Origin of the sequence: Mucilaginibacter sp. CSA2-8R (assembly GCF_038806765.1) — a bacterium.
Lineage (GTDB): Bacteria > Bacteroidota > Bacteroidia > Sphingobacteriales > Sphingobacteriaceae > Mucilaginibacter.
The window spans coordinates 1,575,081-1,590,538 of the sequence record NZ_CP152389.1; the positions used below are offsets into that span (position 1 = coordinate 1,575,081).

The window sequence follows — 15,458 nt, forward strand, 5'->3', positions numbered from 1 at the left end:
TAAGTTAGATAGACGTTGATCAATTTTCACCATCGCTGCTGCCGAACAGATAAGTTTCGGTGTTACCTACCGGTAAATTCATCAGCTCGCCACGGCCTAACTGCCACCAGAAACGTAAACGAGGTTTTTCGGTGTTACCTGTTTCGTTCATCGAGTCCGAATCATATAACCGGCCATTAGCCATCACATATTTAATATTATCGCTGGTGCGAATGTCATCCAGCGGATTTTGGTTTAGTACTACCAAGTCGGCCAATTTACCTACTTCCAACGAGCCAATCTCTTTATCCATACCCAGATAAGCTGCTCCGTTTATGGTGGCACAACGCAGGGCCTGCATTGGGGTAAACCCGCCCTGGCTCAGCATCCATAATTCCCAGTGTGCACCTAAACCTTGTAACTGCCCATGTGCACCTAAATTTACCCTGGTGCCGCCATCTGCAATTTGCTTAGTAGCTTTAGCTGCGTCTATATGGCCGTAATCGCCGTATTCGGATGTGGTGCGGCGGCGTGAGCGTGAATCAATAATAGCCGGCGGCGTAAAGGTGAGCAGGTGCTCGTTTTTCCATACCTCGCTGCGGTCGTACCAGTAATTTTCGCCAAACTGGCTGCCATAAGATACAATAAGGGTAGGAGTATAGCCGGTTCTGCTGGCATTCCAAAAAGATTTTACATCCTTGTATACCGGCCATACAGGTATGTTATGCTCTATGCCGGTATGGCCATCGGCTATCATGTTCATGTTGGTAAAAAAGGTAGATCCGCCTTCGGGTACTACCTGCATTTGCAATTCGCGGGCAGCTTCTATAATTTGCTGGCGCTGTTCGCGGCGCGGTTGGTTGTAGCTTTTTACCGAAAATGCACCAACGGCTTTTAAACGGCGCAAACTTGAGCGCGCATCGTCAATATTATTGATAACTGTTTTAAAATCGCCATCGGCTCCGTATAAAATAGTACCGGTTGAGTATACCCGCGGGCCAACCATGCGGCCGGCCTTCACCATTTCTGATTGACTGAAAACCATTTCTGTATTGCTCGAAGGGTCGTGCGAGGTAGTTACGCCATAAGCCAGGTTGGCAAAATAATGCCAGTCTTGCTGCGGCGAAATACCATCCGGACTAACGCCTAAATGCCCGTGCACATCAATAATACCTGGAATGATAGTTTTACCAGCCACATTATAAACCTTGGCATCTGCTGGAGGCTGTACATCTTTACCTACGGCCACAATCTGGTTGCGATCTATCACAATGGTGCCTTTTTCAATCACCTCATCACCCTTCATGGTAATGATCCGTGCATTGGTAAATGCAATTTTGCCGGTAGGCTGATCTGCTTTTAACCTTAAACCAATATCAACACCGGCGGTATCGGTCGCAGTGGCTTTGTCGTTATCGCCATCAGCAAAAGAAAATGCCATACGTATATCTTTAGTATAATATTTAGGGCCTAAAGTCCACATCAACTTCTGGCTGTCTTTGCTCCAGTGCAGGTAAGTGCCGGCATCACGGGTAAGGCGGTTGAGCGGCAGGGCTTTGTTGGTAGATGACAGCTCTTGGGCGTTACCCGTGTAGGTAAGCGGTGTTAAATAGCAGTTATATAATTCGGTAAAAGCCATCCATTTTCCATCCGGGCTTGGGTTAAACTGAGTAGCATAGGTTGAGGTATAAAGCGTTTTAGGGGCAGTGCCCGGATTAACGAGGTCAATCACTTTAAAGGCTTTTTTGCCATTTTCTGTACTTTGATAGTATAACTTGCTGTCATCTGCCGAAAACTGAGGGCGGATGCCGTTATTGAGCAGCATTTGCGCCGTGCCCCCTGTGGCGGGCACTACATAAATACCGGGATTTTTGCCGTAAGCATATCCTAAAACATCATTACCCTCGCCCTTGCGGTAAACTATCTTATCGCCTTTGTTAGAAAAAACCGGCGAGTAATATAAACCTCTGTCGGCAGTTACGCGGATAATTCGCTTGGTAGCCAAATCAACCACATTAACCGCGCCTTTCAATTCATCGGTCCAGCTGGTATAAACCAGTTGTTTACCATCTGGGCTAAAGGCTGGTTCATACTCAAACTCCCGAGAATCGGTAACACGCTCAGGTTTGCCATTAGGTAAATCTTTAACGTAGAGATATCCGGCTGCATTGAAAGCCACACGCTTAACATCGGGCGAGGTAGTGAGCTGGCGGATCATCCGCACGGTAAACTCATCCTGATATACCTTTTGCGGAAAGTGCAGTGCGTCGGTAATGGTTTGCTGTGAGGTAAGTTCAAACGGCACATTAGCCACGCTTAGGGTAGTGATATCCAGGTTCCAGATCTTTCCTTTAGCATAAAAAACAATATGCTGATTGTCGGGCAGCCAGTTAAAGTTAGGATAGGTGCCAAAAATAGCCCATGTTTCCTGCTGGTCGTGGCTCAGGTTATCATACACCGGAAATTCTTCGCCGGTTAACAAATTGTGGATGTACAAAACGCTTTTTAAGCGGTTGCGTTTCACAAAAGCCATCAGCTTGCCATCGGGCGATATTTGTGGCCGGCAAGCACCGCCAGCGCCGCCGGTTACGGTTTCAATTTGGCCGGTTTGCCGGTTTAAACGTTTGATGGCATAAATGCCCTGGTATGGGTCTTTATTGTATTGAAAATTAGGGCCTGGCGTTACATCTTCACTCCAGTACACATAAGTACCCTTGGGCGAAACGACAGGTTCGCCGGCATCCTGCTGATCGTTTTTTCGTTTAGTTAGCTGTAAGCCATCACCGCCGTTTTTGTGGTACATCCAAATTTCGCCAGCGCCTAACGAGCGTGCACCTGTAAAATGTTTCCGGGCCACAATATATTGGCCATCGGGTGTCCAATAGGGGTTATTCAGTAACCTGAAGTTTTCTTTGGTAATAGCGCGTTTGGCGCCGCCATCATTGCCCATTACCCAAACGTTGTCGCCCCCGTCGCGGTCGCTGGTAAAGGCTATGCTTTTGCCGTCCGGACTAAAGCGTGGCTGTACCTCCCAGGCCTTACCGCCGGCCAATAAGGTGGCTTTGCCACCCGCTACAGGTAAGCTGTAAATATCACCTAATAAGTCAAATACAATAACTTTGCCGTCCGGGCTTACATCTACGTTCATCCAGGTGCCTTCGTCGGTAGTGATACTCACTTTTTTGGCAGGGCCGGGTGTGTTTTCGATGTTCCATTTTTGTGCTGATGCTGTTAAGCTGGTTAGCACTAATAGTATACTGAGGTAAGAGTGTTTCATGAACGATAGACCTTGGCTGCGAAAATAACAATAACGCTTGATTGTTTTAAAATCGCCCAACCAATTGATACTGCTATGATAATAAAGTGAGTAACAAAGTAGATACTTGCCCAGGCGTTGTTATTTAATAAATCTTCGGCCACTTTTATTACATTTAGCCGGTAACCATGAACAATTTTTACAAAAACTACAGCGGAATAATCTGGCTGCTGACCGGCATTTTATGCGGCAGTATAGCCGGTTTGTTTTTAGGCAAGCAGGTAGAGGTGCTTAAACCTGTGGGCGATATATTTTTAAATTTGCTATTTACCGCGGTAATACCATTGGTGTTTTTTGCTATAGCATCGGCCATTGCTGGCTTAGAACCTGGTAAAAAGCTGAGCCGGATTATGGGCGTAATGTCGCTGGTGTTTTTGGGTACGGTAGTAACTGCGGCTTGTATTACCATACTGGCTGTTTGGCTGTTTCCTATACACGAGCAACTTCCCGGAGCAAAACTAACCGAGCACATCAGCGAGCAGCCTATTGGTAACCAAATAACCCAAATGTTTACTACCGGCGAGTTTTACGAATTACTATCGCGCAAAAATATGCTGGCCATGATTATATTTTCGGTAATTATCGGGTTCGGGGCTTTGCGCGCCGGAGAGAAGGGTGGAGCATTTACCCGCTTTTTACATGCCGGAAATGAAGTTTTTAAACAAGTATTTATCATCATCATGAAGCTGGGACCATTAGGTTTAGGGGCTTACTTTGCTTACCAGGTAGGGGTATTTGGTCCGCAGTTGTTTGGAGCTTATGCCCGATCTTTGGGTTTATACTACGCTACCGGGGCCTTTTATTTTGTGGTGATGTTTAGCGTATACGCTTTTACTGCCGGTGGTGTTAAGGGTATACGGCGCTTTTGGCGTAATAATATCATTCCGTCGGCAACGGCAGTAGGCACCTGTAGTAGTATTGCTACTATACCAGCCAACATGGATGCTGCAAAAAAGATAGGCATACCCGTCGTAATAGCAAATGTAACCATACCACTTGGTGCTACACTGCACAAGGATGGGTCGAGTATATCATCCATTATCAAAATGGCAGTGGTGTTTGCTTTGTTTGGTAAGAGCTTTAACGGCGTTGATACTATCTTGCTGGCCCTGGCTATGACGGTGTTAGTAAGCATGGTTGAAGGCGGAATACCTAACGGCGGTTATGTAGGCGAACTGCTGTTTATTGCTGCCTACGGCTTTCCGCCCGAAGCCTTACCGCCTGCCATGATTATCGGTACTCTGGTTGACCCCATGGCTACTTTACTTAACGCCACCGGCGACAATGTGGCCGCAATGATGATTGCCCGGTTTACCGAGGGCAAAGGCTGGATGATTAAAGATGATGAGCAGCCTGTTATATCGGCGTAATTGATTTATTGCTAATTTGCATTGATGATGCAAGCCTAATTAAATCTGTTGCATTATAAACGGCTGAAGCGCCAATGTCGTTATTGAAATAAATGTAAGCTTTTTGCGCACGAGTGTCCAGTGCCTTATTGGCAAACTCAGCTAACTCCTTTTCTGTGTAGGCAGAGTGGTAGAACTGCTGGTTACCGTGCAGCCTATAATACAGTGTTGGGGTATTAGCCACAATATCTGCAGGTAACGCAGGATGACTCATGCCGCAAAAGCTAATGTTATGCTTAGCCAATTCGGTATATACATCAGGCTGCCACCAACTGATATGTCTAAATTCTACAACATTATTAAACAGCGGATTGAGATTGTTAAGTATGCTATCCAATCGTGCTAAACTGTAAGTGAATTTCGGCGGCATCTGAAACAGTACAGCGCCTAACTTTTCTTGTAAGCCATCGCTTACCACCTGGTAAAAATCATTGACAATGTCTTTGGTATTCTGAAATTGCCTGAAGTGGGTAATTGTCCGGTGAGCTTTTACAGCAAAGTTAAATTCCATAGGGTTGCTCAGGTACCAGTTTTTCAGCGACCTGATTTTAGGAAAGCTATTGAAGGATCCATTTAACTCCAGCGTGCTAAAATGCTGGCAATAGTAATCAAACCACATACGCTGAGGCATATCCTCGGGGTAAAATAATCCTTTCCAGTGCCGGTAGTAAAAACCTGAGCAGCCGATGTGCCAATTCATTAGCGTGGCTTACTTTTTAGCTTTTTTAACCAGCGCATATATACCCAGTGCCAGTATACCAGCCACCGACGCAGCCATTAAAGGATTAAACGGTTCGGGAGGCACATATTGCACACCGCGTTTATTAGCTTTAGCCGGTTCTTTAACGTAGCGGCCCTGGTGAGGTATAGCTAATTCTTCAAAATTTTGAACCAAATTGTTCAAACCTTCAGTAAGCTCATGCCCATACATGGGTTTACCGTGTCCCGTAGCAGCAATAGCCGGATGCAAATCTCGAAGTTTTTTGACTGACGTTGCAGATTCAATCCAGTCGGGCGTAAAATACTTTGGCGGACCTGATACAACTCGCTTTTGCGTAGCTACCGAAAACGCTGACTCTTGTTGGGTAGTCACAAACGCGTCGCCGGCAATAAGTAATTTGTCGCGTTTTCGCCATAAGCTGATATGGCCAGGAGCATGGCCCGGTGTAAATATAAATATCCAATCGGACAAAAACGGAACACTTCCATTATCGGGCATAGCGTGTATTTGCTTACCCAAATCAATCGGCTTTTTAGGGTATAAAACCGACATTAAACTCATCAAACCACCGCCTACGGTAGGGTCTGGTGGTGGATAGGCGGATAATCCGGTAAGGTATGGCAATTCTAATGGGTGTGCATAAACGGGCACCTGCCAAATTTGTAACAGTTGTTTAATGGCACCAATATGGTCAAAATGCCCATGCGTTAATATAATAGCCGCCGGCGGGTTGTTTTTGCCGAATAAGTCAGTGGCCATTTCTTCAATCTTACCGGCAAAGCCTTTAAGGCCGGCATCCACCAGCACCCATTCATTGGCGTTGCCAGTCGAAACCATAAAGATGTTAACAAAAATGATTTTCATGCCCCAAACGCCGGGCGCTACTTCAAAGTAGTCTTTATCTTCATTAAGTGTACTGATGTTTAATGTTGCTGCCTCCATATCTCTCACGCTGTTTTAAAATTAACGCTTTTAGTAAACGCAGGTTTTATATTTATGCAATCAGGTGCTCTGCAGTGCTGGCTTCAAAACAAAAGATTTTATACTTTTATATTTAAACACACAAAAACAACGATGAAGAAATTATTGATTACCCTTGCCATAAGCGGTATTACCATAGCCGGGTATGCCCAGCAAAGTGCTATTAAAGCGGCTGCACCTGGTGTAACTTATGGCAAGGCCATCACCAAAGATAAAGCAATTACTTTGGCCTCTTTGAATCAGCACCTTACTAAAGACACTGTTTACCAGGGTAAAATTACCGGTGAGGTACTTGAAGTGTGCAAAAAGAAAGGTTGTTTTATGAAGCTATCGCAAGCCAACGGCGACCCCGTTATGGTGCGCTTTACAGACTATGCTTATTTTATGCCACAAAACATTGTAGGTAAAAAAGTAGTGGTTGAAGGCACCGCTAAAGTAAGCGAAACCAGCGTTGACCGCCTGCGCCATTATGCTGCGGATGCTGGCAAAAGCAGTAAAGAAATTGCTAAAATAAACAAGCCTAAAAAAGATATACAGATTATGGCTGACGGCGTACTGGTGACCGAGTAAATGTAACACTGGTATATTTACATACTAATCAATTAATAGATGCCTTGGCTATAATCGCTTTGGCATTTTTTTTATATATAAATTCAGCGCAGTCTCATAAAATCAATTAAATTTAATTAATACGGGATGAAATTGATTAATTGCAGATGCCATGAAAATATACACCAAAACGGGCGATAAAGGTTTTACCTCGTTAATAGGCGGCACTCGCGTACCTAAATTTCATCTGCGTATTGAAAGCTACGGTACCATAGATGAACTAAATTCTTATATTGGTTTAATTGCCGACCAGGAAGGTGTTTCGGCACATGACAAGCAGGTTTTAAAGCAGGTGCAAGACCGTTTATTTACTGCTGGTGCATCATTGGCAGCTGACCACAAAAAGTCTAAAATGGTGGTGCCTGATTTGACGCTGGGAGACATTGAGCTATTAGAGCAGGAAATGGATTTGATGGATGGACAGTTGCCAACTTTAAAACATTTTATCTTGCCGGGCGGAAGCAATGCGATATCTTTCTGTCATTTAGCACGTTGTGTATGCCGCCGGGCCGAGCGGGTAGTGGTGCATTTGGCGGAAGAGAGCAGTGTAGATGAGAACATTGTAATTTATTTAAACCGTTTAAGCGACTATCTTTTTATGCTGGCACGAAAAACAGGTTATTTACATCAAATACCTGAAAACAAATGGCTTCCCCGCACGTAATAGTTCTTGATAAAAAAATTTGATAAATCAACATCAAATATTATATTTTTGCGAAAATTGATAGTTAACCATAATAACAAATTATAACATATGTACTGGACTCTTGAATTGGCTTCACATCTGGAAGATGCACCATGGCCTGCTACAAAAGATGAACTGATTGATTATGCTATTCGTTCGGGTGCACCTGTTGAGGTGATTGAGAATTTGCAAGCTTTAGAGGATGATGGTGAACCCTATGAGAACATAGAAGAAATCTGGCCTGATTACCCTACCAAAGACGATTTCTTTTTTAACGAAGACGAATATTAAAATTTAAACCTGCGAGAGCGGGTTTTTTTATTTCATACCAACAATTTGGAATGGTTTTGGTTAAAGATTTGTAAACATTCAAACTAAAACACATTTAAAATCACACACTATGAGAAGCATTTTGTATTTAGTCGCAGTAATATTTGTTATCCTATGGGTTGTTGGATTCTTATTCCACGGTTTAGGCACATTTGGTGATGGAGGTATTATCCACGTTTTGTTGGTAATTGCAATCATCGCACTGATATTAGGCGTTATCCGTAGGGCGTAAAACTATATCTGAAACCAAAAAAGGCCATATCTGTACGCAGGTTTGGCCTTTTTTGGTTTATACAGAAGCCGAGCTTTTTCAAACTCCTATGTTTAGTAAGTCTTGAAACCGCTGTACGTACTGACCTACGTGTAAGCCATCCATTAATGCATGATGTACGTGTATGGATACTGGCATCAGCTTAAGGCCTTCTTGTTCGGTAATTTGTCCGAAGCTTATTTTAGGCGCACTGTCCAAATACCTGAACATACGGGCGTGAGAGAGCGATGTGAAATTTAACCAGGGCAGCGCTGAGTACTGAATGATATTCTGTCCGGAAGTGGCCGGCATTAAATCGGTGGTGCTTTGTATACGTTCAATTTCTTCTTCGGCTCCGTTTAAAAAGGTTTCGAACGATGAGCTATAGTTAAAATAACCAAAGCCAAATGTACCGTCGGGGCGGTTGATGGTAGGTGCAGCGTTTACCGTATCGTACATAAATAAATCATCACCTTCAATACGGTACTTAAACGGCTCAATTTCGTTGGCCGCCGTTAAAGATTGGTACAAATAGTAAATAAATAACGAAACACCGTATGCTTTTGCATGCTCGTAGGCTAGCGTACAGTCGGCTGTAACGGTTACTCCAAAATAAGGTTCTTCAAACTGCCTAAAAAATTCGAAATGCTGCCTGCGTGGCCAGTGCTCTAAATCCAGTTTTTGTTTCATAGCGGCAAGTATTGCAAAATTTCGCTAATGTTGTTCACGCTTTTAAAGTTCTCGTGTTCTATGTGGCTGTCAATCATCTCGTGCACCCAGGTAATGTGATAGGGTACGTGTATAGCATGCCCTCCAATTTGCAGTACGGGTAAAATATCCGATTTTAAAGAGTTGCCTATCATCAGCAGTTCTTCGGGCTGTATATCCAGATGCTTAACCAGTTTATGGTAGCTGGCTTCGTCTTTTTCAGACATAATCTCTACATGATGAAAATACTGCGTTAGGTTAGACTTTTTGAGTTTGCGCTCCTGGTCAAGCAGGTCGCCTTTGGTGGCTACCACCAGGCGGTAGTGTGCTTGCAGCGTTTGTAAAATCTGTTCAACGCCATCCAGTAACTCTATGGGTTCATTTAATAACTCTTTGCCTAATGTCAGGATTCGGTCGATAGCTGCTGTCTTAATTTTTCCGTCGGTGATCTTCAACGCAGTTTCAATCATCGACAGCGTAAACCCCTTTATACCATAGCCATAAAGCCCAAGGTTACCTATCTCGGTTTTCATCAGTTCGCGTTCAATATCATGCGGCGACAAAAATTCACTAAACAGTGTGTAGAATTTTTCTTCAGTTTGCCTGAAATATGGTTCGTTTACCCAAAGGGTATCGTCGGCATCAAACGCAATTACTTTTACGTTCATAGTAGATCAATTAAAATACAATTATAGATAAAGCCCTGTAGATAACAGTAACGTCAAAACTTAAATAAATGATGAGCTTTGTTTAAGTTTTAAAACTTTTAAGAATAAATTTGCAAGTGAAAAGAACGTCTTGCTGTCGTTGTTTTCATAAGTATATTAGATTAGGAGCCGGGTGTAATAGTCCGGCTTCTTTTTTTGTGAGAGTTACTTCACTAATTCTTTGGCAAAACGGGCTTCCATATATTTCATCACCTGGGTTGCTGTAAGACCATGTACAACAATAGATAATAAAATGGTAAACGTCACTGCGGTCCAAATCTGGTCGGCGTACGGAAATTGTGTTTCTTTAAGTGCATAGGCCAGGTAGTAAATAGACCCCAAACCCCGGATACCAAAAAAGCTAATCACCCATCTTTCTTTAGAGTGCATATTGATACCAGCGAGGCTTAAAAATGACGTAAGAGGCCGCAGCACAAACAGAAACAATACTGAAAAAGTTACCATGGGCCAGGTGAGATTTTGAAGTACCCCTGTGGTTAAACTGCCTCCGAACAAGATTAACACGATAGCTACCAATATGCGTTCGGTTTGGTCGGTAAAAGCATGAAGTTTACTATGCAGGTGATGGCCAAGTTCATAATTACGTAAGGCTGTGCCGGCCACAAATACGGCTAAAAAGCCGTAACCATGCGCCAGCTCTGTAACGCCATATACCATTAGCGTAAGCGATAAGGCTACAAACCCATCATGGGTTTCCAGTATTTTCATCCGGTCGCCCATTGTAAACACAATGTAGCCCAGTAGCTGGCCCAACAGGTATCCTATAGCTAAACCTATCACTACTTTCAGCAATAAAGCATGCTCTACCCACTCCCAAAGACTATCTGTTCCTTTAAAAGGTAAGTTGGACAAGGTAATAGCCAGCAAAACAAAGGGGAAAGCAAAGGCATCGTTTAAGCCAGCCTCTGCCGTAAGGGCAAACTTAGTTTCAAATCGCTCATTCTGATTGGGTGGCCCTACCTGTACATCAGAAGCCAACACCGGGTCAGTAGGGGCCAGGGCTGCTCCGATCAGTAAGGCTGATGCTATATCCAGATTAAAAAAATAAAAGCTGGTGAGTGTTGCCAGGCCTATACAAGATATCATCCCAATGGTTACCAGCCTAATTGGGCTTTTCCAGCTGGCGTATTTAAAGGGACGGTCAATTTTTATTCCCGTACCCATCAACGATACGATGATCACGAGTTCGGTGATATGCATGGTATGGCTTTCATCTTTACGCGGGTCGGCTGCCGGTAGCAGGTGCGGAAAGGCAAGGTAAAGCAGCACGCCAGCCAATACGTAAATGATAGCATAAGACACGCCGGTACGTTTAGTTACCGACGGCATCCAGGCCATACCTAATGCAGCAATACCAATAACGCTAATAACAACAACATAATGATCCATAGTAAAAGAAGTATCGGCAGTCTACCCTAGGCAACAACGTTATTGCTAAATAGTTGCCGATGCATTTTGAGGCGTGTTCAGCATAACGGCAACCGGTTCGGGATTAAGTAAGCTTTTTATAGCTGCTATAACGTCATCAGGGCAAGGCACGTCCGTTGGCTGTTGGTCAAAATAGTGGTTAACGTGCGCAATTACTTCATTTTTACTTCGGGTTTCGGCAGGTATGTTATAACTTAATACCTGGCTGGGTACCATCCAGGGTGTGTGCTGCGGGTTGGTTAACGCATACAGTACAACAGTAGGTGTGCCGGTTGCTGCGGCGATATGTATAGTGCCTGTATTTACTGAAACTACCAGCGGGGCATGAGCAAGGAGGTAAATAAATTCGTCTAAGCTCAATTTACCCGCCATATTAAAACATTGTTTACCTACTGATGACTGAATGCCGGCAACCATTTCGCGTTCACTGCCCGAGCCGGTAAATAACACTTGGTAACCTAAATGCTCAACTGCTGTGCAGGCAACTTCGGCCCACTGAGCAGAGGGGTATTCTCGTTTAGGTTCGCTTACGCCGGGGTGCATAATCAGCCAGGGCTTGTCGGGATTGATATTTTCTTGCTGTAGCTTTTGTCTCAACTGCGGCCAAACATCCGGCACCTGCAAGCTCAAATGTTCATCATGGGTATGCGCGCCAACGGTAGCTACCAAATCAAGGTCGCGGCGTACCTGGTGTTTGATAAACTGGTAAGGCTCTTTATCAGGTTGCCAGTGGGTAAGTAGCTGGTAAGGGTTTTCGCGGCAATAAGCTAGTCTTAACGGAATATTTGCCAGGTAAGCCAGCATTACGGTGGGCAAAGGGTTTTGGCTGTAAACCGTAAAAATGATAGCGGCATCAAATTGCCTGTTTTTTATATCCTCTGTGATTGCTGCAAACGTATCGTTTGGCGCTGCCTGGTCGCTCTTTACCCAAGGCACGTCAAACACCATTATATCATCTATCTCCGGTATGTTGCGGGCAATGCCGGCAGCCATACTTGAGGTTAGTACAGTTATTTGTGCATTAAAGGTGTGTTTAAGTGCCCGTATGGCCGGCGTGGTCATGAGCAGGTCGCCCATGTTATCGGGACGGATACATAGTATTTTTTTGCAGTTTTGCCAGGTATTCATATGCTAACAGTAGCATAAAAATCCAGAGGGATGTTTTGTTTTACTTTAAACACACAAAACCATTGGGTTATACGTTACTATTTACTGAATTAATGCGTACATTTGCGCCCTAAAAATCAACATCATAAACAAGATATGAAGTTATCTCAATTTAAATTCAACCTGCCCGAGTCATTAATTGCCCATAACCCGTCTGACGTTCGCGACGAGTCGCGCCTGATGGTTTTACACCGCGATTCAGGTAAAATTGAGCATAAGATATTCAAGGATGTTCTGGATTATTTTGACGACCAAGATGTAATGATACTGAATAACACCAAGGTGTTTCCGGCCCGTATGTACGGCAACAAGGAAAAAACAGGTGCAACTATCGAAGTATTTTTACTGCGCGAACTAAATAAAGAATTGCGGTTATGGGATGTACTGGTTGACCCGGCCCGTAAAATACGCGTTGGTAACAAATTGTATTTTGGCGACGACGACCTGCTGGTTGCTGAGGTGGTTGACAATACCACATCACGTGGCCGTACTATTCGCTTTTTGTTTGACGGTACTGATGAGGAGTTCCGCCGTAACGTCGAGATTTTAGGAGAAACTCCACTGCCTAAATACATCAAGCGTAAAGCTACTGAACAGGATAAAGAGCGTTACCAAACTATTTTTGCTAAAAACGAAGGTGCAGTAGCTGCCCCAACCGCAGGCTTACACTTTAGCCGCGAGCTGATGAAACGCCTGGAATTGAAAGGTGTGGAGTTTGCCGAGGTTACCCTGCACGTAGGTTTAGGTACTTTCCGCCAGGTGGAGGTTGAGGATTTGACTAAGCACAAAATGGATTCTGAGCAGTTCATCATTGAGCAAAGACAAGCCGATATTGTAAACCGGGCCATTGAGCGCAAAAAACGTGTTTGTGCAGTAGGTACTACCTCAATGCGTACCATCGAGTCGGCAGTGTCGGCTAACAAAACGCTAAAGTCTGCTAACGACTGGACCAGTAAGTTCATCTTTCCGCCGTACGATTTTAGTATTGCAAACAGCATGATTACTAACTTCCACACGCCAGAGTCGACATTGTTAATGATGATTGCTGCTTTTGGTGGATACGAGCACGTAATGAATGCTTACGAAGTAGCGGTTAAAGAAAAATATCGTTTTTACAGCTACGGCGATGCCATGCTGATTATCTAATTGCAGGTATAAAAATAACGACAGCCCTGTTGCCAATGCAACGGGGCTTTTTATTGTTTCTATATTTGCGCTGCTTTACAATTTCAGATGTCAGCTATTTATCATTCCCGTAGTATAGAAACTTACGCTATTATTGTGGCCGGAGGGTCGGGCACCCGTATGCAGTCGGTTGTTCCGAAGCAGTTTTTACTGCTCAATGGTTTGCCGGTGTTAATGCATACTTTGCTGGCATTTTATAATGCACCGTCAAAGCCGCAGTTAATAGTAGTTTTACCGGATGCCTTTCATCAGTATTGGCAGGAGCTATGCGTCAAACATCATTTTACCGTCGAACATCAATTAATCAGTGGCGGACCAACGCGGTTTCACTCGGTAAAGAACGGGTTAAGTTTGGTGCCTAATGATGCTTTAGTTGCTGTGCATGATGCGGTGCGCCCATTGGTAAGTGCAGAAGTGATAGAGGCGGCCTACAAGCAAGCCATGAGTCAGGGCGCGGTAATTGTGGCAGTAAAAAGTCGCGACTCTGTACGGCAGGTTAAAGCGGCCTATAATCAAAGCCTATTGCGCCATGAAATTTATTTAGTGCAAACCCCGCAAACCTTCAAAGCCGATTTATTAAAGCAGGCATACGAGCACCACTATCAGGAAAGCTTTACCGATGACGCCAGCGTCGCCGAACATGCCGGTTTTGCAATACATATTACTGAGGGCGACTACCAGAATTTTAAAATCACGTTTCCGGAAGATATTGCAATTGCTGAGTTGCTGCTTAAGGCAAGGACAGTCTGAAAGCTATTGTGCGACGTAATTAGATAAAAGTCTTGTTAACAAAAAATGCGCAAGTAGTTCTTGCGCATCTTATTATCAAAGTGGATTAGTAAATTTTATTGCAGCCTGTTAAGCATATGCCCGAATGAGCTGATTAAGCAGGGGTAACGGTAAAGGTATAGCTTTCCATAATCAGGTTAGCCAATAGGTTTTTGCAAGCCTGTTCGGTTTTAGCCTCTGCAGCCTCAGCACTATCAGCTTCAATTTCTAAAGTGATATGTTTACCAATACGTACATTCTGAATTTCGGCCAGTCCTAGGTTTTTCATACTACCGGTTACAGCTTTACCTTGTGGGTCCAAAATTTCTTTTTTTGGCATTACATCTATTTCGGCCTGAAATTTCATATTATCTCGCGAATCTAATTTGAATGACTGATATGGCGATATACATAACGATGATCGCCGGAATTGCGGCAAATTTAAAAAACAATATGAGAATTGCCGAAATCAACAATAAAATATAACGGTATATATTTCGTTGAACATCGCGGTTTTTAAATTTAAGCGACATTAAAGGTAATTCGACCACCAGTAGCATGCACATGATAGCTACAAAAAATGCTAGGAAGAACGGATTTAAAATAAATGCTGTAAAAAAGCTGTATTGTTCTTTAATAATAAGCGGGAACGAACCAATCAATATGGCATTGGCTGGGGTAGGCAAGCCAATAAAGCTCTCGGTCTGGCGCTCATCATTATTAAATTTAGCCAGCCTAAGGGCCGAAAAAACCGGGATTAAAAAAGCAATGAAGTTGAGGTAAGTGCTTACACCTTCAATCTGCGGAGCCTGTAAAAACAACCGATACATGATAAAGGCTGGCAACACGCCAAAACTTACCACGTCAGCCAGCGAATCCAAATCCTTACCAATCAGCGAGAAGGATTGAAGCACCCTGGAAGCCAGACCGTCGAAAAAGTCGAAAATAGCAGCTAAAAAAATACAGTAGGCCGCAAATATTAAATTATCCTGAAAAGTAACAAAAACAATCCCGATGCATCCGCTGAACAAGTTAGCACAGGTGATAGCGTTGGGCACATGTTTTTTAACGCGTTTCCTCATTTCGGTGTTGAAGATAGCCAATAATTTTTAACGTTAGGCGAACATGTTAAAGTTTGCCTGTTTTCTAACGTTATTACAACTTATTAAAGTAATATCATTCTTAAAAAGAAAG

General features: G+C 43.7%; 16 protein-coding genes. 7 read left to right on the forward strand and 9 right to left on the reverse strand.

Features of this window, described 5'->3' with window-relative positions:
* Positions 1-19: 19 nt before the first annotated feature.
* Positions 20-3,256, reverse strand: coding sequence for an amidohydrolase family protein (locus AAGR14_RS06860; protein WP_342647851.1), 3,237 nt, complete (start codon positions 3,254-3,256; stop codon positions 20-22).
* Positions 3,257-3,423: 167 nt separating this feature from the next.
* On the opposite strand from AAGR14_RS06860, the gene AAGR14_RS06865 reads away from it, so the two are divergent.
* Positions 3,424-4,665, forward strand: coding sequence for a dicarboxylate/amino acid:cation symporter (locus AAGR14_RS06865; RefSeq protein WP_342647852.1), 1,242 nt, complete (start codon positions 3,424-3,426; stop codon positions 4,663-4,665).
* Here the strand turns inward: AAGR14_RS06865 and AAGR14_RS06870 are convergent.
* Positions 4,652-5,404: a DUF72 domain-containing protein gene (locus tag AAGR14_RS06870; protein WP_342647853.1), complete on the reverse strand. Its 753-nt coding sequence runs from the start codon at positions 5,402-5,404 to the stop codon at positions 4,652-4,654. The genes AAGR14_RS06865 and AAGR14_RS06870 overlap by 14 nt on opposite strands.
* A 9-nt stretch (positions 5,405-5,413) precedes the next feature.
* Complete coding sequence (locus AAGR14_RS06875) at positions 5,414-6,367, reverse strand: MBL fold metallo-hydrolase (protein WP_342647854.1); 954 nt, start codon at positions 6,365-6,367, stop codon at positions 5,414-5,416.
* 132 nt (positions 6,368-6,499) lie between these two features.
* On the opposite strand from AAGR14_RS06875, the gene AAGR14_RS06880 reads away from it, so the two are divergent.
* The 4 genes from AAGR14_RS06880 (at position 6,500) to AAGR14_RS06895 (ending at position 8,262) form a co-directional block, all read left to right on the forward strand.
* Positions 6,500-6,976 (forward strand): DUF4920 domain-containing protein, encoded by a 477-nt coding sequence (locus AAGR14_RS06880; protein WP_342647855.1) that lies wholly within the window; start codon positions 6,500-6,502, stop codon positions 6,974-6,976.
* Positions 6,977-7,127: 151 nt separating this feature from the next.
* Positions 7,128-7,679 carry a cob(I)yrinic acid a,c-diamide adenosyltransferase gene (locus tag AAGR14_RS06885; protein ID WP_342647856.1) on the forward strand — a complete coding sequence of 184 codons (552 nt, stop codon included), beginning with the start codon at positions 7,128-7,130 and terminating at the stop codon, positions 7,677-7,679.
* A gap of 90 nt (positions 7,680-7,769) precedes the next feature.
* Positions 7,770-7,991 carry a DUF2795 domain-containing protein gene (locus AAGR14_RS06890; RefSeq protein WP_002996718.1) on the forward strand — a complete coding sequence of 74 codons (222 nt, stop codon included), beginning with the start codon at positions 7,770-7,772 and terminating at the stop codon, positions 7,989-7,991.
* Positions 7,992-8,100: 109 nt separating this feature from the next.
* Entirely contained in the window at positions 8,101-8,262 is a 162-nt protein-coding gene (locus AAGR14_RS06895; protein WP_342647857.1) for a lmo0937 family membrane protein, read from the forward strand.
* 78 nt (positions 8,263-8,340) lie between these two features.
* Here the strand turns inward: AAGR14_RS06895 and AAGR14_RS06900 are convergent, their stop codons facing one another.
* From AAGR14_RS06900 to AAGR14_RS06915, 4 genes are all read right to left on the reverse strand, one after another.
* Entirely contained in the window at positions 8,341-8,970 is a 630-nt protein-coding gene (locus tag AAGR14_RS06900; protein ID WP_342647858.1) for a chloramphenicol acetyltransferase, read from the reverse strand.
* Entirely contained in the window at positions 8,967-9,656 is a 690-nt protein-coding gene (locus tag AAGR14_RS06905; RefSeq protein ID WP_342647859.1) for an HAD family hydrolase, read from the reverse strand. Before AAGR14_RS06905 ends, AAGR14_RS06900 begins: the two co-directional genes overlap by 4 nt.
* Positions 9,657-9,860: 204 nt before the next feature.
* Complete coding sequence (locus AAGR14_RS06910; protein ID WP_342647860.1) at positions 9,861-11,105, reverse strand: sodium:proton antiporter; 1,245 nt, start codon at positions 11,103-11,105, stop codon at positions 9,861-9,863.
* Positions 11,106-11,150: 45 nt separating this feature from the next.
* A complete protein-coding gene (locus tag AAGR14_RS06915) occupies positions 11,151-12,272 on the reverse strand; it encodes a glycosyltransferase family 9 protein (RefSeq protein WP_342647861.1) in 1,122 nt (373 codons plus the stop codon).
* A 135-nt stretch (positions 12,273-12,407) separates the two neighbouring features.
* Here AAGR14_RS06915 and queA point away from each other — a divergent pair, with 135 nt between their 5' ends.
* Together queA and AAGR14_RS06925 are read left to right on the forward strand one after the other, a co-directional pair.
* Complete coding sequence (gene queA / locus AAGR14_RS06920) at positions 12,408-13,457, forward strand: tRNA preQ1(34) S-adenosylmethionine ribosyltransferase-isomerase QueA (protein ID WP_342647862.1); 1,050 nt, start codon at positions 12,408-12,410, stop codon at positions 13,455-13,457.
* An 87-nt stretch (positions 13,458-13,544) separates the two neighbouring features.
* Entirely contained in the window at positions 13,545-14,246 is a 702-nt protein-coding gene (locus AAGR14_RS06925) for a 2-C-methyl-D-erythritol 4-phosphate cytidylyltransferase (RefSeq protein ID WP_342647863.1), read from the forward strand.
* 133 nt (positions 14,247-14,379) lie between these two features.
* On the opposite strand, the gene purS is transcribed toward AAGR14_RS06925, so the two are convergent.
* Positions 14,380-14,631 (reverse strand): phosphoribosylformylglycinamidine synthase subunit PurS, encoded by a 252-nt coding sequence (gene purS / locus AAGR14_RS06930; RefSeq protein ID WP_342647864.1) that lies wholly within the window; start codon positions 14,629-14,631, stop codon positions 14,380-14,382.
* A 1-nt stretch (position 14,632) separates the two neighbouring features.
* Positions 14,633-15,346 carry a CDP-alcohol phosphatidyltransferase family protein gene (locus AAGR14_RS06935; protein ID WP_342647865.1) on the reverse strand — a complete coding sequence of 238 codons (714 nt, stop codon included), beginning with the start codon at positions 15,344-15,346 and terminating at the stop codon, positions 14,633-14,635.
* Positions 15,347-15,458 lie beyond the last annotated feature (112 nt).

Coding starts and splice junctions, on each gene's coding strand:
- AAGR14_RS06865 (WP_342647852.1), top strand. CDS start 3,424: ATGAACAATTTTTACAAAAACTACAGCGGAATAATCTGGCTGCTGACC.
- AAGR14_RS06860 (WP_342647851.1), bottom strand. CDS start 3,256: ATGAAACACTCTTACCTCAGTATACTATTAGTGCTAACCAGCTTAACA.
- AAGR14_RS06915 (WP_342647861.1), bottom strand. CDS start 12,272: ATGAATACCTGGCAAAACTGCAAAAAAATACTATGTATCCGTCCCGAT.
- AAGR14_RS06900 (WP_342647858.1), bottom strand. CDS start 8,970: ATGAAACAAAAACTGGATTTAGAGCACTGGCCACGCAGGCAGCATTTC.
- queA (WP_342647862.1), top strand. CDS start 12,408: ATGAAGTTATCTCAATTTAAATTCAACCTGCCCGAGTCATTAATTGCC.
- AAGR14_RS06890 (WP_002996718.1), top strand. CDS start 7,770: ATGTACTGGACTCTTGAATTGGCTTCACATCTGGAAGATGCACCATGG.
- AAGR14_RS06880 (WP_342647855.1), top strand. CDS start 6,500: ATGAAGAAATTATTGATTACCCTTGCCATAAGCGGTATTACCATAGCC.
- purS (WP_342647864.1), bottom strand. CDS start 14,631: ATGAAATTTCAGGCCGAAATAGATGTAATGCCAAAAAAAGAAATTTTG.
- AAGR14_RS06905 (WP_342647859.1), bottom strand. CDS start 9,656: ATGAACGTAAAAGTAATTGCGTTTGATGCCGACGATACCCTTTGGGTA.
- AAGR14_RS06935 (WP_342647865.1), bottom strand. CDS start 15,346: ATGAGGAAACGCGTTAAAAAACATGTGCCCAACGCTATCACCTGTGCT.
- AAGR14_RS06870 (WP_342647853.1), bottom strand. CDS start 5,404: ATGAATTGGCACATCGGCTGCTCAGGTTTTTACTACCGGCACTGGAAA.
- AAGR14_RS06895 (WP_342647857.1), top strand. CDS start 8,101: ATGAGAAGCATTTTGTATTTAGTCGCAGTAATATTTGTTATCCTATGG.
- AAGR14_RS06875 (WP_342647854.1), bottom strand. CDS start 6,367: ATGGAGGCAGCAACATTAAACATCAGTACACTTAATGAAGATAAAGAC.
- AAGR14_RS06885 (WP_342647856.1), top strand. CDS start 7,128: ATGAAAATATACACCAAAACGGGCGATAAAGGTTTTACCTCGTTAATA.
- AAGR14_RS06910 (WP_342647860.1), bottom strand. CDS start 11,105: ATGGATCATTATGTTGTTGTTATTAGCGTTATTGGTATTGCTGCATTA.
- AAGR14_RS06925 (WP_342647863.1), top strand. CDS start 13,545: ATGTCAGCTATTTATCATTCCCGTAGTATAGAAACTTACGCTATTATT.